Source organism: Rhizobium sp. PK7-22 (assembly GCF_056530405.1).
In genome coordinates this window covers 3,541,917-3,567,913 of the sequence record NZ_CP096514.1, presented here as the reverse complement: position 1 = coordinate 3,567,913, position 25,997 = coordinate 3,541,917, and the positions used below count along the sequence as shown (strand labels likewise).

The window sequence follows — 25,997 nt, the reverse complement described above, 5'->3', positions numbered from 1 at the left end:
ATGACGATGATCTTCGGTATCCCGATCCAGGCTTTTCTCGGCCAGTTGCTGATCGGCCTGATCAACGGCTCCTTCTATGCGCTCTTGAGCCTCGGCCTCGCGGTCATCTTCGGCCTCTTGCGGGTCATCAACTTCGCCCATGGCGCGCAGTACATGCTCGGAGCCTTCGTGGCGCTGCTGCTGCTGCAGTATTTCGGCATCAACTACTGGCTGGCGCTCTTCGTTGCGCCGGCGATCGTTGGGGTGGTGGGAGCGGTGGTCGAGCGGACCATGCTGAGCCGCCTCTACAAGCTCGACGCGCTCTACGGCCTGCTCTTCACCTTCGGCCTGGCGCTGACGATCGAAGGCACCTTCCGCTATCTCTACGGCTCTTCCGGCCAGCCGTATTCGGTCCCGTCGCTTCTCGCCGGCGGCACCAATCTCGGGTTCATGTTCCTGCCGATCTACCGCGGCTGGGTCGTGGTGATCTCGCTCATCGTCTGCATCGGAACCTGGCTTCTGATCGAGAAGACGAAGCTCGGCTCCTATTTGCGCGCTGCGACAGAAAACGCCGTTCTCGTGCAGGCCTTCGGGGTCAACGTGCCGCTGCTGCTGACGCTCACCTACGGCCTGGGCGCAGCCCTTGCCGCCTTCGCCGGGGTGCTGGCGGCGCCGATCTACCAGGTGTCGCCGCTGATGGGCACCAACCTCATCATCGTCGTCTTCGCGGTCGTCGTGGTGGGCGGCATGGGCTCGATCATGGGCGCCATCGTCACCGGCTACATGCTGGGCATCGCCGAGGGTCTGACCAAGGTTTTCTACCCGGAAGCCTCCAACATCGTCATCTTCGTGATCATGGCGATCGTGCTGTTGATCCGGCCGGCGGGCCTCTTTGGACGGGATGCATGAGATGAGCGACGCTGTTCACACCACCAAGCAGAAGGCCGAGTTCGCGCAGTCGCGCAAGACGTCGACGAGCTACGCCGTCTTCCTTCTGGCCGGGCTTGCCCTGCTCTTGATCGCGCCGATGTTCTTCTACCCGATCTTCCTGATGAAGCTCCTCTGCTTTGCGCTCTTTGCCTGCGCCTTCAACCTGCTGCTCGGCTATACGGGACTGCTCTCCTTCGGCCATGCCACCTTCTTCGGGGGCGCCGCCTACTTCACGGCGCATGCGGTCAAGGTCTGGGGCTGGACACCGGAGTTCGGCGTGCTGCTTGGCGTCGTCGGTGCAGCGTTCCTGGGGCTGGTGATGGGCGTCGTGGCGATCCGCCGCCAGGGCATCTATTTCGCGATGATCACGCTCGCCCTGTCGCAGATGTTCTTCTTCTTCTGCCTGCAGTCGGAGTTCACGCAGGGCGAGGACGGCATCCAGCAGGTGCCTCGCGGGCATCTGTTCGGCTTCATCGACCTCTCCGTCTCGACCAACATGTACTACTTCGTGCTGGCGGTCTTCGTGATCGGCATGGTGGTCATCTGGCGCTTCATCAATTCCCCCTTTGGGATGATCCTCAAGTCGATCCGGGAAAACGAGGCACGCGCCACGTCGCTCGGTTATTCCGTGGCGCGCTACAAGCTCGGCGCCTTCGTGATGTCGGCAGCACTGGCGGGTCTGGCCGGCGGGCTGAAGTCGCTCGTGTTCCAGTTTGCGACGCTGACGGATGTGGCCTGGCAGATGTCGGGCGAGGTGATCCTGATGACACTGCTGGGCGGCATCGGCACGCTGATCGGTCCGATCTTCGGGGCGGGCCTGGTGGTGACGCTGCAGAACTATCTCGCGACCTCCGACTTCCCGGTCACCATCATCACCGGCGTCGTCTTCATGGTCTGCGTGCTCGTCTTCCGGCGCGGCATCATCGGCGAATTCTACGCCTCCCGCTTCGGCCGCATGCTCGGGTTCGAGCACCGGCACTAGCAGCGGGCAGACGCCGGGCGGGTGCGCCTTGCACAATCGAGGCAGTCCGGATCGCAGACGGTCGTCTGCGGGAGCGGAGGGTCTTTGGAGACAGAGATGGACCGATACGACTACATCGTGGTGGGCGCGGGCAGTGCCGGGTGCGTGCTGGCCAACCGATTGTCGGCCGATGTCCGTAACCGCGTCCTGCTTCTGGAAGCTGGCGGCACCGACAATTACCACTGGGTGCATATCCCCGTCGGCTATCTCTACTGCATCAACAATCCGCGCACCGACTGGTGTTTCGTGACGGAGAAGGAGGAGGGGCTGAACGGTCGGGCGCTCTCCTATCCGCGCGGCAAGCTTCTCGGCGGCTGTTCCTCGATCAACGGCATGATCTACATGCGCGGCCAGGCACGCGATTACGACCTGTGGCGGCAGATGGGTTGTGAGGGCTGGGGCTGGGACGACGTGCTGCCCTATTTCATCAAGTCCCAGGACCACCACGGCGGCGGCGACGACCTGCATGGCAGCGGCGGTGAATGGCGGGTGGAGAAATCGCGCGTACGCTGGGCCGTCCTCGACGCCTTCCAGAAGGCGGCCGAGGAGGCGGGCATTCCGATTACGGAAGACTTCAACCGCGGCTCCAACGAAGGGTCGAGCTATTTCGAGGTCAACCAGCGCTCGGGCATCCGCTGGAATACCACCAAGGCTTTCCTGCGCCCGGCGCGCAACCGGCCCAACCTCACCGTGCTGACGAAGGCGCAGGCGCGGCGGCTGATCGTCGAGGAGGGCGAGGTTCGCGGCGTCGAATTCCAGCATATGGGCGTCACCAAGCGGGCCTTTGCGGCGCGCGAAACTGTCCTTAGTGCCGGATCGATCGGCTCGCCGCAGATCCTCGAACTGTCCGGAATCGGCCGCGGCGACGTGCTGCAGCAGGCCGGCATCGAGGTTGTCCGGGAGGTGAAGGGCGTGGGCGAGAACCTGCAGGACCACCTGCAGCTTCGCATGGTCTACAAGGTGACGGGCGTGCCGACGCTGAACGAGAAGGCCTCTCGGTGGCTCGGCAAGGCAGCCATCGGGCTGGAATATGCCTTCCGGCGGTCCGGGCCGATGTCGATGGCGCCGAGCCAGCTCGGCCTATTCACCCGCTCCGGCCCCGATAAGGAAACGCCGGACCTGCAGTATCACATCCAGCCGGTATCGCTGGAGAAGTTCGGCGACCCGGTCCACGGCTTTCCGGCGATGACAGCGAGCGTCTGCAACCTGCGGCCGGACAGCCGCGGATCTGTGCACGTAAAGAGCGCCGATTTTGTCGCCGCACCCGCCATCCGACCGAACTATCTGTCGACGCCCTCCGACCGGGACGTGGCCGTGCGGGCCATGCGGCTCACCCGCAGGATCGTCTCGGAACCGTCCTTCGCGCGCTATCATCCGGAAGAATACAAGCCGGGGCCGAGCTATGAGACCGACGAGGACCTGGAGCGGGCAGCTGGCGAGATCGGCACCACTATCTTCCATCCTGTTGGTACGGTGCGCATGGGCGCAGATCCGGATAGCGTCGTCGACCCGCGGCTGCGGCTGCGGGCGCTGGGGCGGCTCAGGGTCGCGGATGCCTCGATCATGCCGAATATCGTTTCCGGCAACACCAATTCGCCGACTATCATGATCGCCGAGAAGGCGGCGGAAATGATTCTGGCCGACAACCGGTGACAGGGGAGGCCCGCCATGCAGGAACCGACGATCAGCAGTGACGACGTCATCCTAGACCGCGTCGGCTCCGCGGCGGTCATCCGCCTCAATCGCCCGAAGGCGCTCAACAGCATCAACCTGTCCATGGTCCGCGCCATCCGCGCAGCACTTGACGATGCCGCGGAGGATGCCTCCGTCTCCTGCGTTGTCCTGGCGGGGGAGGGCGATCGCGGGCTCTGTGCCGGCGGCGACATCCGCGTGCTGTTCGAGATGGGCAAGGCGGACGACGCGGAGGCGACGGGTTTTTGGCGCGAGGAATTTCCGCTGAACTATGCCATTGCCCACTATCCGAAGCCCTATGTGGCGCTGATGGACGGCATCACCATGGGCGGCGGCGTCGGGCTTTCGGCGCACGGCCGGTATCGGGTGGTGACGGAGCGGACGCGGCTGGCGATGCCGGAAACAGGGATCGGCTATTTTCCGGATGTCGGGACAAGCTGGCTTCTGCCGAAGGCGCCGGGCGAAGTCGGGACCTGGATGGGACTGACCGGCCTGGAGGTGACGCCCGCGGATGCGATCTTCGCCGGGCTCGCCGATGTCTCCGTTCCATCCGACGAACTGCCGAAGCTCGTCCAGGCGCTGGGAGCGCTTGCCGCCGATGCCGACGATGCGGCGGTGAAAGCTATCCTCCGGTCATTTGCTGTTTCGCCGGGTGACAGCGAACTGCAGTGGAACCATGCCGTCATCGACCGCTGCTTTGTCCACGACACCGTCGAGGAGATCATGGTCGCGCTGGATGCGGAAGAGGGTGACTTCGCGAGCCGGACGCGCGAGGCCATCCGCAAGCGTTCGCCGACCAGCCTGAAGCTGACGCTACGCCTGCTGCGGGCGGGCCGCGACAGTTCCGGGCTGGTGGAATGCCTGGAGCGGGAATTTGCCGCCGGTGTCGAGATCCTGCGCCACCACGATTTCTACGAGGGCGTGCGCGCGGCAATCATCGACAAGGACCGCAATCCGCAATGGTCTCCGGCCACGCTGCAGGAGGTTGGCCGGGAGATCATCGACGTCTACTTTGCCGGGCGTCACGGCACGCTGTTTCCCGACCATCGGCTTTAGGACAGAATTTCGCCGGGCTGCGCTCAATTCCCGTAGCCGCGGGAGAACTGTCGCCGCAGCCGCTTCAAGACGAACGGAATTTCTACAGGTCTCCCGCAATCGGGTTGCTGGTTTCTCGCTGTCGGGCGCCGCTGCCGCTAGTTTCCGATCATCAACGAATTCCGGAGACTTTCATGAACCGCCTCCTGCTCCTCGGCACCGCTGTTGCCTCTCTCTTCGCCGCGCCGGCCTTCGCGCAGGCGCCGACCACGCTCCTCAACGCATCCTACGACATCGCGCGCGAGATCTTCGCGGCCGAGAACGAGGCCTTCATCAAGGCCCATCCGGGCGTCACCATCGACCAGTCGCACGCCGGCACGTCCAAGCAGGCGCGCGCCATCGTCGAGGGGCTTGAAGCGGATGTCGTGACCTTCAACCAGGTCACCGACATCGACTTCCTGGTGAAGCAGGGTTTCGTCTCGGACGACTGGCAGCAGGATTTCCCAAATGATGCCTCGCCCTTCTACTCCTTCCCGTCCTTCCTGGTGCGCGAAGGCAATCCGAAGAACATCAAGGACTGGAACGATCTGGCGCGCGACGACGTGCAGGTGATCTTCCCCAATCCGAAGACCTCCGGCAATGCGCGCTACACCTACCTCGCAGCGGTCGCCTACGCCAAAGAGGCCTTCGATGGCGATGAGGAGCAGGTCGAGGAATTCGTCGCAAAGATCTTCGATAACGTGCCGGTGTTCGACACCGGTGGACGTGCCGCGACGACGACCTTCGTCGAGCGTGAGCTTGGCGATGTGATCGTCACCTTCGAGGCGGAAACCCGTGCGATCGCCAGGCAGTACGGCGAAGACAAGTTCGACACGGTCGTGCCTTCGGTCAGCCTGCTGGCGGAATTCCCGGTTGCGGTGGTCGACAGGGTGGTCGACAAGCGCGGCTCGCGTGACCTTGCCAAGACCTATCTGGACTTCCTCTACACGGAAGAAGGTCAGCGGATCGCGGCTGAATTCGGTCACCGCGTGCACAACGAAACGGTGTCGGCCGAATTCAAGGACCAGTTCCCGGAGATCCGCCTGGTGAACGTCGACGACGTCTTTGGCGGCTGGGACAAGATTCAGGAAGAACACTTCGCTTCCGGCGGCACGCTCGACAAGCTTTACGGCAACCGCTAAGTCTTCGTTATCACCACTGCGATCCCGACGGCTTCCCGCCGTCGGGTTTTGTGTGCAAGGACAGGGGACTTCGCTTGAGACGCAATGTTCTGCCAGGGCTGTCGCTGTCGCTCGGTGTCACGCTTTTCTATGTCGGCCTGATCGTGGTTCTGCCGCTGGCGGCCTTGATCATCAAGGCAGCGAGCCTCGGCCCGAGCGACTATTGGGCCATCATCTCCTCGCCGCGTGCCGTTGCAAGCTACCGTGTGACGGTGCTGTCGGCGCTGGCGGCGACGGCCTTCAACCTGGTCTTCGGCCTGGCGCTCGCCTGGGTGCTGACACGCTACAAGTTTCCCGGCTGGCGGATCGTCGACGCGATCGTCGATCTGCCCTTTGCCCTGCCGACTGCTGTCGCCGGCATCTCGCTGACGGCGCTGTTTGCGACGAACGGCTGGTTCGGCTCTATCCTCTCCGATCTCGGCATCCGGGTGGCCTACACGCCGCTCGGCATCATGGTGGCGATGTGCTTCACCAGCCTGCCGTTCATCGTTCGAACCGTGCAGCCGGTGCTGGAGGATCTGGATCCGGCGCTCGAGGAGGCCGCCCAATCGCTGGGGGGATCGGACTGGGCGATCTTTCGCAAGGTCATCCTGCCGATCTTGACGCCGGCCCTGCTGGCGGGTCTCTCCCTGTCGTTTGCACGTTCGCTGGGGGAATTCGGCGCCATCATCTTCATCGCCGGCAATCAGCCGATGTCCACGGAGATCACGGCGCTCCTCGTCTTCATCCGGCTGGAGGAATACGACTACCAGGCAGCCGCGGCGATTGCTTCCGTCCTGCTCATCACCGCCTTCCTGATGCTCGCGATCACCAACATCCTGCAGTCGCGTGCCCTGCGTTATACGATGAAGGGCTGACCCATGTCCGCTGTGCCATCATTCCGTCGCAAGCCGCCGCGCGTTGGCGACACCCCGCTGTTCCGGCGCCTGATGATCGGCATCGTGCTGATCCTCGGCGCGCTTCTGGTGCTGGCGCCGCTCATCGTCATCGGCTTCGAGGCTTTCTCCGAAGGCTGGCGGGTCTATGCCTCGACGCTCGCCGATCCCGACACGCGCCACGCGATCTTCCTGACCGTCGTCACGGCGCTGATCGCCGTGCCGATCAACACGATCTTCGGGGTCGCCGCCGCCTGGGCGATCACCAAGTTCGATTTCCCTGGCCGCCGCCTGCTGCTCGTGGTCATCGAGATCCCGTTCTCCATCTCGCCGATCGTCGCGGGCGTCGCCTATCTCTTCGTCTATGGCCTGCAGGGCTTCTTCGGTCCGTTCTTCGAGGCCTATGACATCAAGGTTCTCTTTGCCCTGCCGGGGATCGTGCTGGCCTCGATGTTCGTCACGGCACCCTTCGTGGCGCGCGAGCTCATCCCGCTGATGCAGGCACAGGGCCGGGACCTCGAGGAGGCGGCGACCTCGCTTGGTGCCTCGGGCTGGCGCACCTTCTTCTCGGTGACGCTGCCCAACATCAAGTGGGCGCTTCTCTACGGCGTCGTGCTCTGCAACGCCCGTGTCATGGGCGAGTTCGGCGCCGTCTCCGTCGTCTCCGGCAATATCCGCGGGCAGACGAACACGCTGCCGCTGCACATCGAGCTTCTCTATCACGACTATCAGGCGGCCGGCGCCTTTGCCTCGGCATCGATCCTGGCCATCATCGCCGTCATCACCATCATCGCCAAGGTGGCGCTGGAGCGACAGGGGGCCGGCCGCGTCCGACGTCCCGCGCTCACCACCCCGGCCATTCCTGCTGCGGAGCCCAAGCCATGAAGATCCGCCTCGACCACGTGGTCAAGACCTTCGACACCTTCCGTGCCGTGCGCGACGTCTCGCTGGAGATCGAGAGCGGGGAACTGGTGGCGCTGCTCGGTCCCTCCGGTTCCGGCAAGACCACCATCCTGCGGATGGTCGCCGGCCTCGAGTTCGCCGATGGTGGCCATATCTATTTCGGCGATCAGGACGCCACCGACATTCCGGTGCGCGACCGCGGCGTCGGCTTTGTCTTCCAGCACTATGCGCTCTTCCCGCACATGACGGTGCAGGAGAACATCGCCTTCGGCATGAAGGTCTCGAAGGTGAAGCGCGAGAAGACGGCGATCGCGGCGCGGGTCGACGATCTGCTGCGGCTCGTCCAGCTGGAAGGGCTCGGAGACCGCTTCCCGGCGCAGATTTCCGGCGGACAGCGGCAGCGCGTGGCGCTTGCACGGGCGCTGGCGGTCGATCCGAAGGTGCTGCTGCTCGACGAGCCCTTCGGGGCGCTGGATGCCGCCGTGCGCCGCGATCTGCGGCGCTGGCTGCGCGAGATCCACGACGAACTCGGCATCACCACGCTGTTCGTCACCCACGACCAGGAGGAGGCGCTCGATCTCGCCGACCGGGTGGTGATCCTCAATCAGGGACAGGTGGTGCAGCAGGGGACGCCGGAGCAGGTCTGCCGGGAACCGGGCTCGGCCTTCGTGACGCGCTTCCTCGGCGATACCAACCGGCTCTCTGCCGAGGTGCGCGGCGGCGTGGCCTATGCCGACGGCGCGGCAATCGCAGCCGACGGCGTCGCGAACGGCGCGGCGGAAGTCTATGCCCGTCCCGGCGATCTCGCCTGGTCGGAAACCGGACCCGGGATTGCCGCATCGGTCACCCGTGTGCTGGACCGTCCGGGCGGACGCCGGGTCATCGCCATCACCACCACCGGCGAGCATCTGGAGTTCGACGTCGAGCCGGAGCTTGCGGTGCGGGCCGGCCAGCAGGGCTATGTGACGCTGCGGCGCGCCCAGGTGTTTGCCGCCGGCTGACCAAAGGGGTCGGCCATTCCGCAGCGGCAACTTGCGGTGCCGGTACATGCCCTCTTCTCCCCAACGGGGAGAAGTGCCGAGCGAATGCGAGGCGATGAGGGGGGCGAAGCCATAGATTTCATCTCCAATGCCCCCTCATCCGGCGCGACGCGCCACCTTCTCCCCGCTGGGGAGAAGACAAGCAGACAGCACTCGCCCCTGCTGAGGCCGGAGAATGAATCTCCGGCTTTGCTGTCTGGCAATCTGCAGAAGCCTCAGTTCATCTGGGTGACGAAACGGGTCTCCAGATAGGCTTCGACCGCTTCCGAACCGCCCTCCGTGCCGTAGCCGGAATCCTTGATGCCGCCGAAGGGCACTTCCGGGATCGACAGGCCGTTGTGGTTGATCGTCAGCATGCCGGCTTCCATCTGGCGGCTCAGCGCGTGGGCCGTCTTTACCGAACCGGTAAAGGCGTAGGATGCAAGACCGAACGGCAGGCGGTTGGCTTCGCCGATCGCTTCGTCGAGATCCGAAAAGCGGTTGATGATTGCGAGCGGTCCGAAGGGCTCCTCGTTCATCATGTTCGCCGTCGTCGGCACGTCGGTCATCACGGTCGGCTCGAAGAAATAGCCCTTGTTGCCGATGCGCTTGCCGCCGGTGCGCAGTTCAGCACCCTTGGAGACGGCATCGTGGATCATGTCTTCCATGGCCGGAATGCGGCGCTCGTTGGCGAGCGGCCCCATGGTGACGCCGTCTTCCAGACCGTTGCCGACCTTGATCGCCTGCGACGCCTTGATGAAACCTTCCACGAAACGGTCGGCGATGCCGTCCTGCACGAGGAAGCGCGTCGGGGCCACGCAGACCTGTCCGGCATTGCGAAATTTCGCGCCGGCCGTCACTTCGATCGCCTTCTCCAGGTCGGCGTCATTGAAGATGATCGCCGGAGCATGGCCGCCGAGTTCCATCGTCGCACGCTTCATGTGCTTGCCGGCGAGTGCGGCGAGATGCTTGCCGATCGGGGTCGAGCCGGTAAACGAGATCTTGCGGATCACCGGATGCGGGATCAGGTATTCGGAGATCTCGGCCGGGATGCCGTAGACGAGGTTGACGACGCCTGCCGGAACGCCGGCATCTGCGAAGGCGCGGATCAACTCGGCTGGCGAGGCCGGGGTTTCCTCCGGTGCCTTGACGATGATCGAGCAGCCGGTGCAGAGCGCCGCCGACAGCTTGCGGACGATCTGGTTGATCGGGAAATTCCAGGGCGTGAAGGCGGCGACCGGGCCGATCGGCAGCTTCACCGTCATCTGCGACACGCCGCTGAAGCGCGAGGGAATGATCTGGCCGTAGGTGCGGCGGCCTTCTTCCGCAAACCAGTCGATGGTGTCGGCTGCGCCGAGGATCTCAGCCTTCGACTGGGCCAGCGGCTTGCCCTGCTCGCGCGTCATCATGTAGGCCACGGTATCGGCCCGTTCACGCAGCAGCTCGGCCGCCTTGCGCATGATCTTCGAGCGTTCCAGCGGCGAGGTCTCGCGCCAGACCTTGAAGCCCTTGTCGGCCGCTTCCAGCGCCAGATCGAGATCGGCGGGGCGGGCATGGGCGATCTTGCCGATCACTTCTTCCGTGGCTGGATCGGAGACCGGCAGCGTCTCGCCGCCGACGGCGTCGCGCCATGTACCATTGATGAAAAGCTGGACGTCGGGATAGGAATGCATGGCATTGCACCTTCATATTTAGAAGCCGCCGCCGGAAAGGGGCGGACAGGATATCAGCGCTGGCCAGGTCCGGGAGGAGGACGGATGGCGGCGCTGACAGGAGGCGGGATGGCTGATGCCGTCGTCCGGCTCCAGCCTGCAACGGAGATTTCCGTCACTGCTCCTACATAGGAGTTCCTGGCGACCGATCCAAGACGGTGCGTCGCCAGACGATGTACCGGCAGTCTTGGCGCTGCCGGTACAAGGGTCGTCTCAGAAAAACGCCTGGATGCCGGTCTGGGCGCGGCCGAGGATCAGGGCGTGGACGTCATGCGTGCCCTCGTAGGTGTTGACCGTTTCCAGGTTCTGCGCGTGGCGCATGACGTGGTATTCGATCTGGATGCCGTTGCCGCCGTGCATGTCGCGGGCCTGGCGGGCGATATCGAGCGCCTTGCCGCAGTTGTTGCGCTTGACGATCGAGACCATCTCCGGCGCCATGCGGTGTTCGTCCATCAGGCGACCGACCCTGAGCGAGGCCTGCAGTCCGAGCGCGATCTCCGTCTGCATGTCGGCGAGCTTCTTCTGGTAGAGCTGCATGCCGGCCAAAGGCTTGCCGAACTGCTTGCGGTCGAGCCCGTACTGGCGGGCCCGGAACCAGCAGTCTTCCGCTGCCCCCATGACACCCCAGGAGATGCCGTAGCGGGCGCGGTTGAGGCAGCCGAAGGGTCCTTTCAGACCGGAGACGTTCGGAAGCAGGGCTTCCTCGCCGACCTCGACTCCCTCCATGACGATCTCGCCGGTGACGGAGGCGCGCAGCGACAGCTTGCCGCCGATCTTCGGGGCCGACAGTCCCTTCATGCCCTTTTCGAGCACGAAGCCGCGGATCTCGTTGTTGTGGGCCTCGGATTTTGCCCAGACCACGAAGACATCGGCGATCGGCGCGTTGGAAATCCAGGTCTTGTTGCCGCTGAGGCGGTAGCCGCCTTCGATCTTTTCGGCGCGCGTCTTCATGCCGCCCGGATCGGAGCCGGCATCCGGCTCGGTCAGGCCGAAGCAGCCGATAAGTTCGCCGGAGACCAGTCCCGGCAGATACTTGTCCTTCTGCTCCTCGGAGCCGTAGGCGAAGATCGGGTAGATGACGAGCGAGGACTGCACGCTCATCATCGAGCGATAGCCGCTATCGATGCGCTCCACTTCGCGGGCGACGAGGCCGTAGGCGACATAGCCGGCGTCGGCTGCGCCGTATTTTTCCGGCAGGGTGACGCCGAGCAGGCCGGCGTGGCCCATCAGGCGGAAGAGCTCCGGAGAGGTGGTCTCGTTGAGGTAGGCTTCCTGTATCCGCGGCAGGAGTTCGGACTTGCCGAAGGCGGCCGCGGCGTCGCGGATCATCCGCTCCTCGTCCGTCAGTTGGTCTTCGAGAAGAAAGGGATCTTCCCAGGAAAATGCCGCGCGTGCGCTCACAATCGTACCTCCGGTTTTGTCTCTGGATTATCCGCGAGGCGACGCCTTGCAGCAAGCCGCGTTTACTCATCCTGCCATGATTGATAGTAATAGGCGATGACAAGCCTCAGCCGTCGCCTTCTGCCTTCCACCGCTGCCCTTGCCGCCTTCGAATCGGTGGCGCGGCTGCGCAGTTTTTCGGCTGCCGCGGAGGAGCTCTCCCTGACGCAGGGCGCCATCAGCCGGCAGGTTTCCGGGCTCGAGGACCAGATCGGCGTGCTGCTGTTCGAGCGCACCAGCCGCGGCGTGGTGCTGACTTCCGCGGGTGCAGACTACGCCAAGGCCGTCGGCGCGGCGCTGTCGCAAATCCGCTCCGCCTCCCTTCAGGCCATGACCAAACGGCATAGCGATACGCTGAACCTTGCCATCCTGCCGACCTTCGGGACGCGCTGGCTGATGCCGCGGATCCCCGGTTTCGTCGCACGGCATCCGGAGATCACGCTGAACTTCGCGACCCGCATCGGCATCTTCGACTTCGATCGCGACGGCATCGACATGGCGATCCACATCGGTCAGGCCGACTGGCCAGGCGCCGATTGCACCTTCCTGATGGAGGAGATGGTGGCGCCGGTGTGCAGTCCCGGCTTCCTCGCCGCTCATCCGATCGAGCGGCCGGAGGACATGCTGGCGCTGCCGCTCCTGCACATGGCCTCGCGTCCGGGCGCCTGGAGCCACTGGTTCCAGAGCCTCGGCCTGTCCGGCGCCAGTTCCCAAGGGATGCGGTTCGAGCAGTTCTCCAGCGTCGGGCAGGCCTGCGCGGCGGGGCTGGGGGTGGCGCTGATGCCGCTCTTCCTCGTCGACTCTGAACTGGCAAGCGGGCAGATCGTGCAGGCCTATGCCCATCAAGTCCGCTCACCCAGCGCCTACTATGCGGTGGCGCCGCTGACGAAGACGGACTTCCGGCCCGTAGTCGCCTTCCGGTCCTGGCTGCTGGAGGAGGTGGAGCGCTACCGAGGGGAGGTCATGGCGTGGTAGGGGTGGTGCCTTTGTTTTGCACGCTGAGGAAGGATGCCTAAAATTGCCGCAGGAGGAGCTGATTTCCCTCTTGCGGTCGGCGAAGCGGGCGCTAGGATCGCGCCAACATTCACTTCAGGCGCTTTTCACCCACATTTAGGACCTACCGATGGAACTGGTGTTCGACGGCCATAACGACGTGCTCCTGCGGCTTTGGCGGACGATGAAGGCGGGGGGAGATCCGGTCGCCGAATTCATCAACGGCACGACCGAGGGCCATATCGACGCGCCGCGTGCCCGGAAGGGCGGGCTCGCGGGCGGCTTCTGCGCCATCTACATCCCATCCGGCGAACTGATCCTCAAGGACCCCGACGAGAACGGCCACTACGTCACGCCGCTGTCCGACCCTCTGCCGCTTGCCCCGTCGCTTGAGGTCGCCCTGGAGAAGGCGGCGATCGCGCTTCGCCTGGAGCGGGCGGGCGGCTGGCGCCTCTGCCGGTCGACGGCGGATGTCCGGGCCGCGATGGACGAGGGCGTCTTTGCCGCCGTCCTGCACATGGAGGGCTGCGAGGCGCTCGATCCCGACCTCGACAATCTCGAGGTCTTCTACGCGGCCGGCCTGCGGTCGCTCGGGCCGGTCTGGAGCCGCCACAACATCTTCGGCCACGGCGTTCCATTTGCCTACCCGATGGATCCGGATACGGGACCGGGCCTGACGGAGGCCGGTTTCGACCTGGTGCGGGCCTGCAACCGGCTCGGCATCCTGATCGACCTTGCCCACATTACCGAAAAGGGCTTCTGGGACGTGGCGAAGACCACGGACCAGCCGCTGGTCGCCAGCCATTCCAACGTCCATGCGCTGACGCCGGTGGCGCGCAATCTGAACGACAGGCAGCTCGATGCTATCAAGGAGAGCGGCGGCCTCGTCGGGCTGAACTACGCCGTGACGATGCTGCGTCCGGATGGTCGCGACGATGTGCAGACGCCGCTGTCCGACATGGTCCGGCACATGGACTATCTGGTCGAAAAGCTCGGCATCGACCATGTCGCGCTCGGCTCGGACTTCGACGGAGCCTCGATCCCGGAGGAGATAAGTGACGCTGCGGGCAATCAAAATCTGGTTGCGGCGCTCCGGGACGCGGGATACGCTGATGCCGACTTGAAGAAGATCTGCCGGGAGAATTGGCTGAGGATCATGGCGTCGGCCTGGCACGAATAGCCGGCGACCACAACAACAAGCAAACCACCAAAAAGGGGAATAAGAAAATGATCAATTTGCTGAACAAGCGCGCGCGCCTGCTGGCATCCGGTGCAGCCTTGTCGCTGCTCCTGGCCGCCGCACCACAGGCCTTTGCGGAGACGCCTCCCGACACGCTGGTGCTTGCCTGGGCGATCGACGACATCATCTCGCTTGATCCGGGCGAGGCGTTCGAAATCTCTGCCGGCGAGATCATGGGCAACACCTATGACAACCTGGTCAACCTCGACATCAACGACACGTCGAAGGTCACACCCGGCATCGCGGCCAGCTGGACCGTCTCGGACGATGCGCTGACCTACACGTTCACGCTGAAGCCCGACCTCACCTTTGCGTCCGGCAACCCGATCACGGCCGAGGACGTCGCCTACAGCTTCGAGCGCGCCGTCAAGCTCGATCTGTCACCAGCCTTCATCCTGACCCAGTTCGGCCTGACGGCCGAAAACGTCACCGAGAAGGCCAAGGCCACCGATGCCTCGACCTTCGTCCTGACCGTCGACAAGGCCTATGCGCCGAGCTTCGTCCTCAACTGCTTGACGGCGAACGTCGCCTCGATCGTCGACAAGACGCTGCTCATGGAACACGTGGCGGAGAATGATTTCGGCAACGGCTGGCTGAAGACGAACTACGCCGGCTCCGGCCCGTTCAAGATGATGCAGTGGCGCGCCAACGAGATCCTCGTCCTGGAGCGCAACGACAACTACTACGGCGAAAAGGCGAAGCTGAAGCGCGCCATCTACCGGCACATGAAGGAAAGCTCGGGCCAGCGGCTGGCGCTGGAGGCCGGCGACATCGACATCGCCCGCAACCTCGAGCCCGGTGACCTGGAAGCCATCTCCGGCAATGCCGAGATCGCCACCGATTCCGCTCCCAAGGGCACCGTCTACTACTTCAGCCTCAACCAGAAGAACGAAAACCTGGCCAAGCCGGAAGTGCGCGAGGCCCTGAAGTATCTGGTCGACTACGACGCGATCGGCGCGACCTTCATCAAGGGGATCGGCGAGATCCACCAGACCTTCCTGCCGAAGGGCATGCTCGGCTCGCTAGACAGCAATCCCTACAAGCTGGACGTGGAGAAGGCGAAGGAACTGCTGGCAGCGGCCGGTCTGGCCGATGGCTTCTCCGTCACCATGGACGTGCGCAACACCCAGCCGGTCACCGGCATTGCCGAATCCGTCCAGCAGACCTTCGCACAGGCGGGCGTCAAGCTCGACATCATTCCCGGCGACGGCAAGCAGACGCTGACGAAGTATCGCGCACGCAACCACGACATGTATATCGGCCAGTGGGGCACGGACTACTGGGATCCCCATTCGAACGCCGATACGTTCGCGGCCAATCCCGACAATGCAGATGAAGCTGCCGCCAAGCCGCTGGCATGGCGCAATGCCTGGGACATCCCGGAGCTGACACAGCAGACGGCGGCAGCGCTCCTGGAGCGCGACGAGACCAAGCGTGCCGACATGTACAAGGATCTGCAGAAGCAGGTGCTGGAAACCGGCCCGTTCGTGATCGTCTTTCAGCAGACGGAAGTGGCGGCGCACCGTGCCAACGTTGAAGGCTACAACCTCGGCCCGAGCTTCGACACCAATCTGCTCGCGCCGGTCTCGAAGGAATAGCCTGAGAGGACACATCTTTGGCTCTCCCGGATATTCTTCCAGTCACCCGCCGCAACCGGAGGCGGGTGCATCCCCTTGCATCGGCGCTCATGCGCTTCGTGGTGATGGCGGTGACGACCCTCTTCGGTCTCCTCGCCGTCACCTTCTTCATCGGCCGGGTCATCCCCATCGATCCGGTCTTGGCCATTGTCGGCGACCGGGCGCCCCAGCATGTGGTCGAACGTATCCGGCTCGACCTCGGCCTCGACCTGCCGCTCTACCAGCAGTTCTACATCTACCTGAAACAGGTCCTGTCCGGTGACTTCGGCACCTCGGTGCTGACCACCAATCCGGTGCTATCGGACATCCTGCGGGTCTTCCCGGCAACCATCGAACTTGCCACGATCGGCACGATCATCGGGGCGGTGCTCGGCATCCCGCTCGGCGTCCTGGCCGCCGTCAAGCGCGGCAGCATCGCCGACCAGGTGGTGCGGGTCATCGGGCTTGTCGGCTACTCCGTGCCGATCTTCTGGCTCGGGCTGCTGGCGCTGGTGCTGTTCTATGCCAAGCTCGGCTGGGTAGCCTATCCGGGCCGGATGGACATCGTCTACGAATATACCTTCACGCCGAACTCCGGCTTCTACCTGGTGGACGCCATCCTGCAACGGGAATGGGCCGTCGTCTGGGACCTCTTCCGCCACATCATCCTGCCGGGATCGCTGCTCGGCTATTTCTCGCTCGCCTACATCAGCCGCATGACGCGCTCCTTCATGCTGAACGAGCTCGGCCAGGAGTATATCGTCGCGGCGCGCGCAAAGGGACTGTCGGAGACCCGCATCATCTGGTTCCATGCGCTGCGCAATGCCGCCGTGCCCCTGGTGACGGTGATTGCGCTCTCCTATGCGGGCCTGCTGGAAGGTTCGGTGCTGACCGAGACCATCTTCTCCTGGCCGGGACTTGGCCTCTACATCACCAACTCGCTGCAGAACGCCGACATGAACGCGGTGCTCGGCGGCACGGTGGTCATCGGCGCGGTCTTCGTCGCCATCAATCTCCTGTCCGACCTTCTCTACCGGACGCTCGATCCAAGGACGCGCAGCCGATGAGCACCATGGATACTGCTCCCAAGCCCTACAGCCGGGACTGGCTCCTGTCGGACCGACCGGCCTCGCGCCGTCAGGCGAGCCTCGGCCGCGCCTATGTCGTCTGGCGGCGTTTCGCGGAAAACCGGCTGGCGCTTGTCGGCCTGGTGATCATCATCGCGCTGCTGCTGACTGCCGCGTTCGCCAACGTCTTGGCGCCGCATGATCCGCTGCAGGGCGACCTGCGCAACGCACGCCTCCTGCCGCCCGGGGCGGAGGGCTATCTGCTCGGGACGGATGACCAGGGGCGGGACATCCTCTCACGGCTGATCCACGGCTCGCGGCTGACGCTTCTCGTCGTCGTGCTGGTCGCCATCATCGCCGCGCCTGTCGGGCTGATCGTCGGCACCATCTCCGGTTATGCCGGCGGCTGGGTCGATGCCGTGCTGATGCGGATCACCGACATCTTCCTCGCCTTCCCGAAGCTCGTCCTGGCGCTGGCGCTGGTGGCCGCGCTCGGGCCGGGCATCGAGAACGCCATCCTCGCCATCGCCGTCACCTCCTGGCCGCCCTATGCGCGCATCGCGCGGGCCGAGACCATGACCTTCCGGAATTCGGAATTCATCTCTGCGGTGCAGCTCATGGGCGCCTCGCCGTTTCGCATCGTGCTGCGGCACGTCATGCCGCTCTGCCTGTCGTCGCTGATTGTGCGCGTGACTCTCGACATGGCGGGCATCATCCTGACGGCCGCCGGTCTCGGCTTCCTGGGCCTCGGCGCCCAGCCGCCGCTCCCGGAATGGGGCGCGATGATCGCGTCCGGCCGCCGCTTCATTCTTGACCAGTGGTGGGTCGCCGCCATGCCCGGGTTTGCCATCCTGATCGTCAGCCTCGGCTTCAACCTGCTGGGCGACGGCCTGCGCGACGCGCTCGACCCGAAGGAGGCCGGGCAATGACGGCTTCCGATACGACGCTCCTGACGGTCGACGACCTGCGCGTCCGCTTCCCGACCCGCACGGGCATGGTGGAGGCCGTGCGCGGCGTCTCGTTCACGCTCGGCCGCGAGCGGCTCGGCATCGTCGGCGAATCCGGTTCCGGCAAGTCGCAGACCGGCCGCGCCATCATGGGGCTGACGCCATCGCAGGCGCAGGTGACGGCCAAAACGCTGCGTTTCGGCGACCGCGATCTCCTGACCATGCCGGGCAAGGAGCGACGCATGCTGCGCGGCAAGCGCCTGGCGATGATCCTTCAGGACCCGAAGTACTCACTGAACCCGGTGATGACGATCGGGCGCCAGATCGTCGAGACGCTGAAGACCCATGAATCCATCGGCCGAGCCGAGGCGCGGACGCGGGTTCTGGCCATGCTGGAAGCGGTCCAAATCAGCGATCCGGAGCGGGTCTTCGATCTCTATCCGCACGAGGTTTCCGGCGGCATGGGACAGCGGGCGATGATCGCCATGATGCTGGTCTGCGGACCGGATCTCCTGATTGCCGACGAGCCGACATCGGCGCTCGACGTCACCGTGCAGCTGGAGGTGCTCGACATCCTCGACAAGCTTGTATCGGAACGCGGCATGGGGCTGATCTTCATCTCCCACGACCTGCGCCTTGTCTCCACCTTCTGCGACCGGGTGCTGGTGATGTATGCGGGCAAGGTGGTGGAGGAGCTTTCCGCCGCCAACCTGCACGATGCGCAACATCCCTATACGCAGGGCCTGTTGAACTGTCTGCCGCAGATCGGCGGCAACCGCCATCCGCTGCCGGTCCTGGAACGCAAGCCGGAGTGGACACTGTGACGACGGCTCTCTCGATCGACAACATGCTCGTGCTCTATGAGGACTTCGCGGCGCTGAACCACGTCAGCCTCGAGGTGGCGAAGGGCGAATCCTTCGGCATCGTCGGCGAATCCGGCTCCGGGAAATCAACGCTGCTGCGCGCCGTGACCGGGCTCGCCGGCTTCCAGGAGGGCAGCCTTACGGTCAACGGACGTCCCTACAGCGGGCGCCAGCGCGACAAGGAGTTCTACCGGACGGTCCAGATGGTCTTCCAGGACCCTTACGGTTCGTTGCATCCGCGCCAGACGGTGGACCGGCTGCTGCTCGAGCCGCTGATCATCCACGGTTTCGACAATGTCGACGCGCGCATCGCGCGGGCGCTGGACGAGGTCGGCCTCGGCTCCGGTTTCCGCTTCCGCTATTCGCACCAGCTTTCGGGCGGCCAGCGGCAGCGGGTCGCAATCGCAAGGGCGCTGATCGTCGAGCCCTCCATCATGCTGCTGGACGAGCCGACATCGGCGCTCGACGCCTCGATCCAGGCTGAAATCCTCAACCTTCTCGAGCAGGCCCGGCGCGACCGGGACCTCACCTTCGTCATGGTCAGCCACGATCTCGGCGTCATCAGTCACATGTGCGAGCGGCTGGCGGTGATGAAAACCGGCGAGGTGGTCGAGACGGTGCCCGTGGAGGCGCTGGAAAAGCGGCAGTTCTCGGCTGAATACACCCGCCAGCTACTGGTCGCCAGCGCAGGTTTTCGCCGCGACTAGCGCTTGGTGCGATGCAATAGATTTCCATTGTGCATCGGCAATATCACCGTAAACTGACACCTAATCATCCGATCGTGGACAGAACAAGGGGAACATCGGCTATGCAGGAAAGTGGTTTCTGGTGGGCAATGTCGCGGCATAGCCTGATCGCTGCAGCGGTCGCCCTGGGCGCGGGCTTTTCTGCCCTTCCTGCCATGGCCGCGCCGAGGACCGACGTCAGCATCGGGATGGCCATCGAGCCAGCCGGCCTCGATCCGACGGTTGCCGCTCCCGTCGCGATCGGTCAGGTGACCTGGCAGAACATCTTCGAGGGGCTGACGACGATCGACCGGAACGGCGATGTGCAGCCACAGCTCGCCGAGAGCTGGGAGATCTCCGAGGACGGCAAGACCTATACCTTCAAGCTGCGCCCGGACGTCACCTTCCACAACGGCGTCGCCTTCGACAGTTCGGTCGCCAAGTTTGCGATCGACCGGGCCCGCGGCAGCGATTCTGTCAATCCGCAGAAGCGTTACTTTGCCTCGATCGAAGCCGTGGAGACACCGGATCCGTTAACGCTGGTGCTGAAGCTGACGCAGCCGGCCGGCAGCCTGCTCTACTGGCTGGGGTGGCCCTCGTCCGTGATGGTCGAACCTCAGTCCGCGGACGACAACAAGACCACGCCTGTCGGCACCGGGCCATTTAAATTCGTCAACTGGGCGAAGGGCGCCAGCGTGCAGCTGGAAAGAAATCCGGACTACTGGAGCGAGGAGGGGGCGGCTGAGCTGGAGGCGGCGACGTTCCGCTTCATCAACGATCCGCAGGCGCAGGCGGCGGCGCTGCAGGCTGGCGATGTCGACGCGTTCCCCGAATTCGGCGCGCCGGAACTCATGTCCTCCTTCGAGGATCACGAGACCCTGGAAACGGTCATCGGCAATACGGAGCTGAAGGTCGTCGCCGGCATGAACAATGCGCGCGCGCCTTTCTCCGACAAGCGGGTCCGGCAGGCGCTGATGATGGCGGTCGACCGGTCGATGATCGTCGACGGGGCCTGGTCGGGTTACGGGACGCCGATCGGCAGCCACTATACGCCGAATGATCGCGGTTACCAGGACATGACCGGCGTTCATCCCTTCGATCTTGAGAAGGCCAAGGCGCTTTTGGCGGATGCCGGCTTTCCCGACGGCTTCTCCTTCACCATCAAGGCGCCGCAGATGGCCTATGCGCAGCGCACCTCGCAGATCCTGCAGGCCCTGTTTGCGCAGATCGGCGTCACGATGGAGATTGAGACGACCGAATTTCCGGCCAAATGGGTGGCGGACGTGCTGAAGGCGGCCGATTACGACATGACGATCGTCGCCCATGCCGAGCCCATGGATATCGATATCTATGCGCGCGATCCCTACTACTTCAACTACAAGAACCCCGCCTTCAACGAGGTCCTGCAGCGGATCGAGGCGACCTCCGATCCGGTCGAGCAAGAAGCGCTCTACGGCGAGGCGCAGAAGATCCTCGCGGAAGACGTTCCGGCGCTCTTCCTGTTCGTCATGCCGAAGCTCGGTGTCTGGAACAAGAAGCTGGACGGTCTGTGGGAAAACGAGCCAATCCCCTCCAATGTGCTGAGCGAGGTGCATTGGGAAGAGTAAGGGCCGCGTCGTCTTGATCGCCATCCTCACCCGCCAGGTCGCAAGCCTGCTCGTCACGCTGCTGGTGGTTTCGCTGCTGATCTTCACGGTCATGGATCTTCTGCCGGGCGATCCGGCGGCGATCATGCTGGGGACGTCGGCGACGCCCGAGACACTGGCTGCCCTGCGGACGCAGATGGACCTAGACCAGCCGCTTCCCGTCCGCTACCTCGCGTGGCTGGCGGGGGTGTTTCAAGGCGACCTCGGTCAGTCCTACACCTATGGTGTGCCGGTCGCTGACCTGATCGCGGAGCGGCTCTGGGTGACGCTGCCGCTGGCGCTGATGGCCGTCACGCTGTCGATCGCCATCGCGGTGCCGCTCGGCGTGCAGGCGGCTTACCGGCACAACGGGCCGTTCGACCTGCTTGCCGGTGCCATCTCCTATGTCAGCATCGCCGTGCCGGCGTTCTGGGTCGGGCTTCTCCTGATCGTCCTGTTCTCGACCACGCTCGGCTGGATGCCAGCCGGCGGATTTCCGGGCTGGGACGCAGGCTTCCTCGCCGGGTTTCAGGCCCTGCTCCTGCCGGCGGTGGCGCTGGCGCTGCCGCAGGCCGGCGTCCTTACCCGCGTCTCGCGGGCTGCAGTGCTGGAGGTGATGAACGAGGATTTCGTCCGCACCGCGCGGGCAAAGGGCCTGAGCGATCGAAGCGCGGTGTGGCGGCATGCGCTGCCCAACGCACTGATCCCGGTCGTCACCATGATTGGCCTGCAGTTCACCTTCCTGATCGCCGGGGCGGTGCTTGTCGAGAATGTCTTCAACCTGCCGGGCCTTGGCCGGCTTGCCTACCAGTCGCTCGCGCAGCGCGACATCATCGTCATGCAGGACGTCGTGCTGTTCTTTTCAGCTCTGGTGATTGTGATGAACTTTGTCGTCGATCTCGCCTATCTCGTCCTCGATCCGAGACTGAGGGTTCCTGCGTGAACACAAGGGTTTCCCGCCGCCCGGTGTTGCTGATCGGTGCCGTGATCACGCTGGCGCTGCTCGCGGTGGCATTGATGTCCCTGGTCTGGACGCCGGTGCCACCGTCCCAGATGAACATCGTCCAGCGACTGAAGCCGCCGCTTGAGGCGGGCCTTCTTGGCACGGACCAGTTCGGCCGCGACGTCGCCTCGATGCTGATGGCGGGTGCCTGGAACTCTCTGTCGATTTCTTTCGCGGCCGTCACCATCGGTGCTTTCGCCGGCACGGTGGTCGGAACTACAGCCGCCATGTGGCGCGGCCTGTTCGAGCTTTGTGTCATGCGGCTCTGCGATATCGTCTTTGCCGTTCCGCCGATCCTTTCGGCGATGGTGCTCGGGGCCTTCATCGGTGCCGGCCGTTTCACGGTGGTCATCGCCATCGGTGTGTTCATGGTGCCCGTCTTTGCCCGCCTGACGCTGGCGGCTTCGCGGCAGATCTGGGCGCGCGATTATGTGGCTGCGGCGATCGGCATCGGTCGTTCCAGAACCAAGATCACGCTCTTTCACATCCTCCCCAACATCGCCAACCAGATCATCGTTCAGGTGGCGATCCAGCTTGGCCTTGCCATCCTGACGGAGGCGGGTCTCTCCTTCCTCGGGCTGGGGCTGTCACCGCCCGCGCCGAGCTGGGGCCGGATGCTTGCAGACAGCCAGACCTTCTTTGGCCAGGCGCCCTGGCTGGCGATCCTGCCTGGATTGTCGATCGTCCTTGCGGTGCTCGGCCTCAACATGCTGGGCGACGGCCTTCGCGATCTGCTCGACCCCCGGAACAATCCCTGATTTTTTTTGAAAAAGACCTTTGCCATGAACGATCTCCTGAAGCTGACCATCCGTGAAATTCTCGGGCTCTATCGAAAGAGAAGCCTCTCACCGGCGGAATACTGGCAGGCGGTGGAGGCCCGTATCGCGGCTGCCGAGCCCAAGGTGCAGGCACTCTACCTCTACGATCCGGAGGCCGCCCGCTCGCAGGCAGAGGCATCGACACGACGCTGGGCGAGGGGCGAGACCCTGGGGCCGCTCGACGGGATCCCGGTGACGGTCAAGGAACTGATCGCCACGAAGGGCGACCCGGTGCCGATGGGAACAAGAGCCGTGGACCTGGTGCCTGCCGCCGAGGATGCACCGGCCGCTGCCCGGCTGCGGCAGGACGGGGCGATCATCTTCGCCAAGACCACATGTCCCGACTATGGAATGCTCTCCTCCGGCCTGTCGAGCTTTCATCCGCTGACGCGAAATCCCTGGGACCTCAGCCAGAATCCCGGCGGTTCCAGCGCCGGGGCGTCGGCGGCGGCTGCCGCCTGTTTCGGGCCGCTTCACATCGGCACGGACATTGGCGGTTCGGTGCGCCTGCCGGCCGGCTGGACCGGCATTTTCGGCTTCAAGCCGAGCCATGGGCGCATTCCGGTCGATCCCTATTATCTGGGCCGCTGTGCAGGCCCGATGACGCGCGCCGTCGAAGATGCCGCCATCTCCATGCCGACACTTTCGCGTCCGGACTGGCGCGACGGAACAGCTCTGGAACCCAATGATTTGGACTGGCTGGACCTCGATCTCGACGTGAAGGGCATGAAGATCGGCCTGATGATGGATGCTGGGGTTGGGCTTGCCGTGGATGCGGATGTTCAAGAGGCCGTTCTGTCCGCTGCCCGGCGCTTCGAGGAGGCCGGCGCCGTGGTGGTGCCGGTGGAGCCGGTGCTGACACGGGAAATGCTCGACGGGCTGGACGTTTTCTGGCGCGCGCGCTTCTGGGGCCAGATCGAAAAGCTCCCCGACGCGCGCAAGGCGATGATCCTCCCCTACATCTTCCAGTGGGCGGAGGGTGGCAGGAGCGTGTCCGGCGTCGAGGCGGTGCGCGGGTTCGACCGAACGATCGAGATGCGCCGTGCCTGCAGCACGCTGTTTTCGCAGGTCGATGCGGTCCTGTCGCCGACCAATCCGATCGTCTCCTATCCGGCGGAATGGGCATCGCCGACGAATGATCCCTTGCAGCCGTTCGAACATATTGCCTTCACAGTGCCCTGGAACATGTCGGAACAGCCGGCTGCGTCGATCAACTGCGGTTTCTCCACCTCCGGCATGCCCATTGGGCTGCAGATCATCGGGCCACGCTTCGGCGACCTTCTGGTCCTGAAGCTCGCGCAGGCTTTTGAACGGTGGAGCGGCGGAGTGACGGCGTGGCCGGAGCTCGCAGGCGACTGAGAGCAAGGTAAGCGCCACCGATCGTGGTCCTGGAACAAAATCGTGGCAACGGCGTTCACTGCTTGCAGCGTGAGGCGGTCGCGCCACGCGACGTAATCATGTCCGGTCGGAGAGAGAATGTTATGCGCGGTATCCTGCTCTGGCTCGTAGGTATTCCTATTCCCGTGATTGCCTTGCTTTACCTATTTAACTTCCTTTGACCTAGCTCAAGATTTGCACAGTTCCGATCAATAACCTTGGTCGCGATCGAAACAGGAGAACGATATGGCACCGGTTAACGCACCAAACGATCCCACCAACATGGCTGGAACGTCTTCCACGAAGGACGTCGAGATCCAGATCCAGCAGCTGCGCGAAGACATTGCGGCTCTGGCTCGCAGCGTCGCTGCCGTTGGTTCGGAGAAGGCTGACGACTATCGTGTCCGCGTCCGCAGGGCTACCAATGACGCAACGGAAGCCTCCATGCAGATGGTCGAAGCCGCTCGCGAACATGCTCTGTCGATGGAGAAGGACCTGGAGCGCAAGATCCGGACGAACCCGCTGCAGTCGGTTGCCATGGCCGCCGGCGTCGGCTTCCTGATCGCGATGCTGGCGCGCCGCTGATGCTGATGCTGACCAGACTGGCGCCGCTTATGGCGTCGTTCGCCTCGGTGGACGTGGGGCTGTTCATCAACCGCCTGCGTCGCAACCTGGTGATCTATGCTCTGGTGCTGCTGTTCAGCCTGACGGCCTATTTCGCATTGGTCGCCGCCGGGGCAGTGGTTCTTGCAGAAGAACTCGGCGCGGCGGGTGCTCTGCTCGCGGTGGCTGGTGGCGCGATGTTCCTGGCGCTTGTGCTTCTCCTGGCAGCGCGTCTCGGCGCCCGTGCGGAGGAGAAGAGGCGGCGGGAAACGGCTGCCAGCAGCGGCAGCAAGGCCTTGCTGGCAACAGCTGCAGTGTCTTTCCTGCCGCTCGTGCTGAAGTCGCGCCCGCTTGCCGTCCTGGCAGTCGCCGGAGGGCTCGGCTTCCTCGCCATGCGTAACATGGACGGGATCGCAGCGATGCTGCAGCAGCGCCCTCGCCAGGGACCGCCTCCGGGACCGGGCATGGATACCCGACTGTAGTTCGATCAGATGAACGGCCGTGCGCCTTCGGCGGGCGGCCGCCATCCCGCGACACGATAAAGCCCTTCCGGGTCGATGACCTGAGATCCCCGATCAAGCCAACGGATCAATCCGCCGTCGATGAGTGTCCGCAAGGTCTTGTTGGTGTGGACGAGGGAAAGCCCCAGCGTATCGGCGACATGCTGCTGCGTGAGCGGCAGCTGGTGGTCGCCACCGCTTCCTTCCATCGCCGCCCTGCTGCGCGTATCCAGAAAAGCCAGCAGATAGGCCGCCCTTTCCCGCGCGCTTCGCCGCCCGATGCTCAGAAGATGTTCGTCGAGCATCGATTCCTCGCGCGAGGCGATCCAGGTGATGTCGAACGCCAGCGAGGGATGGTTGCGAAAAAGGGTAGGGAACTTGTCCCGCTCGAAAGTACAGAGCGTCATGCGCGTCAGCGCTTCGACCGAGTGCTGCATTTCCGCCATCACATTGCCCTGCAGGCCGATCATGTCGCCGGGGAGAACATAGTTCAGGATCTGACGCCGACCGTCTTCGAGGATCTTGTAGCGGAATCCCCAGCCACTGAGCACCGTATAGAGCGAGGGGTTTTGTTCGCCCTCGACGATGATAGACATTCCGGGCTCCGCAAGCATCTCCGCAATCTTGAAGCGTGACACGAACGCGAGTTCCTCGGCAGTGAAGTCGCGGAATGTCGGCCGCTGTCGTAACGGGCACCGCTGACAAGGCGTGCGGGGTGGCGTGATCGGTTTCGGACTGGCCATGAGACTCACAGACGGTAGGGCATGTGCGTTTAACGCATGCGCTCTATCGTT

General features: G+C 64.2%; 24 protein-coding genes. 21 read left to right on the top strand and 3 right to left on the bottom strand.

Annotation, left to right across the window (positions count from 1 at the left end; all coding sequences use genetic code 11):
- From M1E10_RS22260 to M1E10_RS22225, 8 genes are all read left to right on the top strand, one after another.
- The gene (locus M1E10_RS22260; protein WP_499174951.1) at nt 1-888 is read left to right on the top strand and encodes a branched-chain amino acid ABC transporter permease; all 888 of its coding nucleotides are present in this window, start codon (nt 1-3) and stop codon (nt 886-888) included.
- Between the two features lie 118 nt (nt 889-1,006).
- Nucleotides 1,007-1,891, top strand: a complete 885-nt coding sequence (locus tag M1E10_RS22255; RefSeq protein ID WP_499177270.1) for a branched-chain amino acid ABC transporter permease — start codon at nt 1,007-1,009, stop codon at nt 1,889-1,891.
- A gap of 96 nt (nt 1,892-1,987) precedes the next feature.
- Nucleotides 1,988-3,583 carry a GMC family oxidoreductase gene (locus M1E10_RS22250; RefSeq protein WP_499174950.1) on the top strand — a complete coding sequence of 532 codons (1,596 nt, stop codon included), beginning with the start codon at nt 1,988-1,990 and terminating at the stop codon, nt 3,581-3,583.
- A gap of 15 nt (nt 3,584-3,598) precedes the next feature.
- A complete protein-coding gene (locus M1E10_RS22245; protein WP_499174949.1) occupies nt 3,599-4,678 on the top strand; it encodes an enoyl-CoA hydratase/isomerase family protein in 1,080 nt (359 codons plus the stop codon).
- Nucleotides 4,679-4,851: 173 nt separating this feature from the next.
- Nucleotides 4,852-5,838, top strand: coding sequence for a thiosulfate ABC transporter substrate-binding protein CysP (gene cysP / locus M1E10_RS22240; RefSeq protein WP_499174948.1), 987 nt, complete (start codon nt 4,852-4,854; stop codon nt 5,836-5,838).
- Nucleotides 5,839-5,912: 74 nt separating this feature from the next.
- Nucleotides 5,913-6,734, top strand: a complete 822-nt coding sequence (cysT, locus tag M1E10_RS22235; protein ID WP_499174947.1) for a sulfate ABC transporter permease subunit CysT — start codon at nt 5,913-5,915, stop codon at nt 6,732-6,734.
- 3 nt (nt 6,735-6,737) lie between these two features.
- Complete coding sequence (gene cysW / locus M1E10_RS22230) at nt 6,738-7,637, top strand: sulfate ABC transporter permease (protein WP_499174946.1); 900 nt, start codon at nt 6,738-6,740, stop codon at nt 7,635-7,637.
- Nucleotides 7,634-8,656 carry a sulfate/molybdate ABC transporter ATP-binding protein gene (locus M1E10_RS22225; protein ID WP_499174945.1) on the top strand — a complete coding sequence of 341 codons (1,023 nt, stop codon included), beginning with the start codon at nt 7,634-7,636 and terminating at the stop codon, nt 8,654-8,656. The genes cysW and M1E10_RS22225 overlap by 4 nt, the downstream gene beginning before the upstream one ends.
- Before the next feature lie 254 nt (nt 8,657-8,910).
- Here the strand turns inward: M1E10_RS22225 and M1E10_RS22220 are convergent, their stop codons facing one another.
- Together M1E10_RS22220 and M1E10_RS22215 are read right to left on the bottom strand one after the other, a co-directional pair.
- On the bottom strand, nt 8,911-10,347 hold the full coding sequence (locus M1E10_RS22220; protein WP_499174944.1) for an NAD-dependent succinate-semialdehyde dehydrogenase: 1,437 nt from the start codon (nt 10,345-10,347) through the stop codon (nt 8,911-8,913).
- Between the two features lie 252 nt (nt 10,348-10,599).
- Nucleotides 10,600-11,787: an acyl-CoA dehydrogenase gene (locus M1E10_RS22215; protein WP_499174942.1), complete on the bottom strand. Its 1,188-nt coding sequence runs from the start codon at nt 11,785-11,787 to the stop codon at nt 10,600-10,602.
- Nucleotides 11,788-11,883: 96 nt separating this feature from the next.
- On the opposite strand from M1E10_RS22215, the gene M1E10_RS22210 reads away from it, so the two are divergent.
- The 13 genes from M1E10_RS22210 to M1E10_RS22150 all read left to right on the top strand — a co-directional run bounded on the left by M1E10_RS22210 (nt 11,884) and on the right by M1E10_RS22150 (nt 25,185).
- Nucleotides 11,884-12,801, top strand: coding sequence for a LysR family transcriptional regulator (locus M1E10_RS22210; protein ID WP_499174941.1), 918 nt, complete (start codon nt 11,884-11,886; stop codon nt 12,799-12,801).
- Nucleotides 12,802-12,949: 148 nt separating this feature from the next.
- On the top strand, nt 12,950-13,999 hold the full coding sequence (locus M1E10_RS22205; RefSeq protein WP_499174940.1) for a dipeptidase: 1,050 nt from the start codon (nt 12,950-12,952) through the stop codon (nt 13,997-13,999).
- Nucleotides 14,000-14,046: 47 nt separating this feature from the next.
- Nucleotides 14,047-15,657 carry an ABC transporter substrate-binding protein gene (locus M1E10_RS22200; RefSeq protein WP_499174939.1) on the top strand — a complete coding sequence of 537 codons (1,611 nt, stop codon included), beginning with the start codon at nt 14,047-14,049 and terminating at the stop codon, nt 15,655-15,657.
- 89 nt (nt 15,658-15,746) lie between these two features.
- A complete protein-coding gene (locus tag M1E10_RS22195; RefSeq protein ID WP_499177269.1) occupies nt 15,747-16,742 on the top strand; it encodes an ABC transporter permease in 996 nt (331 codons plus the stop codon).
- A complete protein-coding gene (locus M1E10_RS22190; RefSeq protein WP_499174938.1) occupies nt 16,739-17,671 on the top strand; it encodes an ABC transporter permease in 933 nt (310 codons plus the stop codon). The genes M1E10_RS22195 and M1E10_RS22190 overlap by 4 nt, the downstream gene beginning before the upstream one ends.
- Nucleotides 17,668-18,513, top strand: coding sequence for an ABC transporter ATP-binding protein (locus M1E10_RS22185; RefSeq protein WP_499174937.1), 846 nt, complete (start codon nt 17,668-17,670; stop codon nt 18,511-18,513). Before M1E10_RS22190 ends, M1E10_RS22185 begins: the two co-directional genes overlap by 4 nt.
- Complete coding sequence (locus M1E10_RS22180) at nt 18,510-19,259, top strand: ABC transporter ATP-binding protein (protein WP_499174936.1); 750 nt, start codon at nt 18,510-18,512, stop codon at nt 19,257-19,259. Before M1E10_RS22185 ends, M1E10_RS22180 begins: the two co-directional genes overlap by 4 nt.
- A 128-nt stretch (nt 19,260-19,387) precedes the next feature.
- Nucleotides 19,388-20,884, top strand: coding sequence for an ABC transporter substrate-binding protein (locus M1E10_RS22175; RefSeq protein ID WP_499177268.1), 1,497 nt, complete (start codon nt 19,388-19,390; stop codon nt 20,882-20,884).
- Between the two features lie 13 nt (nt 20,885-20,897).
- Entirely contained in the window at nt 20,898-21,845 is a 948-nt protein-coding gene (locus tag M1E10_RS22170) for an ABC transporter permease (protein WP_499174935.1), read from the top strand.
- Entirely contained in the window at nt 21,842-22,663 is an 822-nt protein-coding gene (locus M1E10_RS22165) for an ABC transporter permease (RefSeq protein ID WP_499174934.1), read from the top strand. The genes M1E10_RS22170 and M1E10_RS22165 overlap by 4 nt, the downstream gene beginning before the upstream one ends.
- 24 nt (nt 22,664-22,687) lie before the next feature.
- The gene (locus M1E10_RS22160) at nt 22,688-24,082 is read left to right on the top strand and encodes an amidase (RefSeq protein ID WP_499174933.1); all 1,395 of its coding nucleotides are present in this window, start codon (nt 22,688-22,690) and stop codon (nt 24,080-24,082) included.
- 264 nt (nt 24,083-24,346) lie between these two features.
- Entirely contained in the window at nt 24,347-24,685 is a 339-nt protein-coding gene (locus tag M1E10_RS22155) for an ElaB/YgaM/YqjD family protein (protein WP_499174932.1), read from the top strand.
- A complete protein-coding gene (locus M1E10_RS22150; protein WP_499174930.1) occupies nt 24,685-25,185 on the top strand; it encodes a hypothetical protein in 501 nt (166 codons plus the stop codon). The genes M1E10_RS22155 and M1E10_RS22150 overlap by 1 nt, the downstream gene beginning before the upstream one ends.
- Before the next feature lie 5 nt (nt 25,186-25,190).
- On the opposite strand, the gene M1E10_RS22145 is transcribed toward M1E10_RS22150, so the two are convergent.
- Entirely contained in the window at nt 25,191-25,946 is a 756-nt protein-coding gene (locus tag M1E10_RS22145; protein WP_499174929.1) for a Crp/Fnr family transcriptional regulator, read from the bottom strand.
- Between the last annotated feature and the right edge of the window lie 51 nt (nt 25,947-25,997).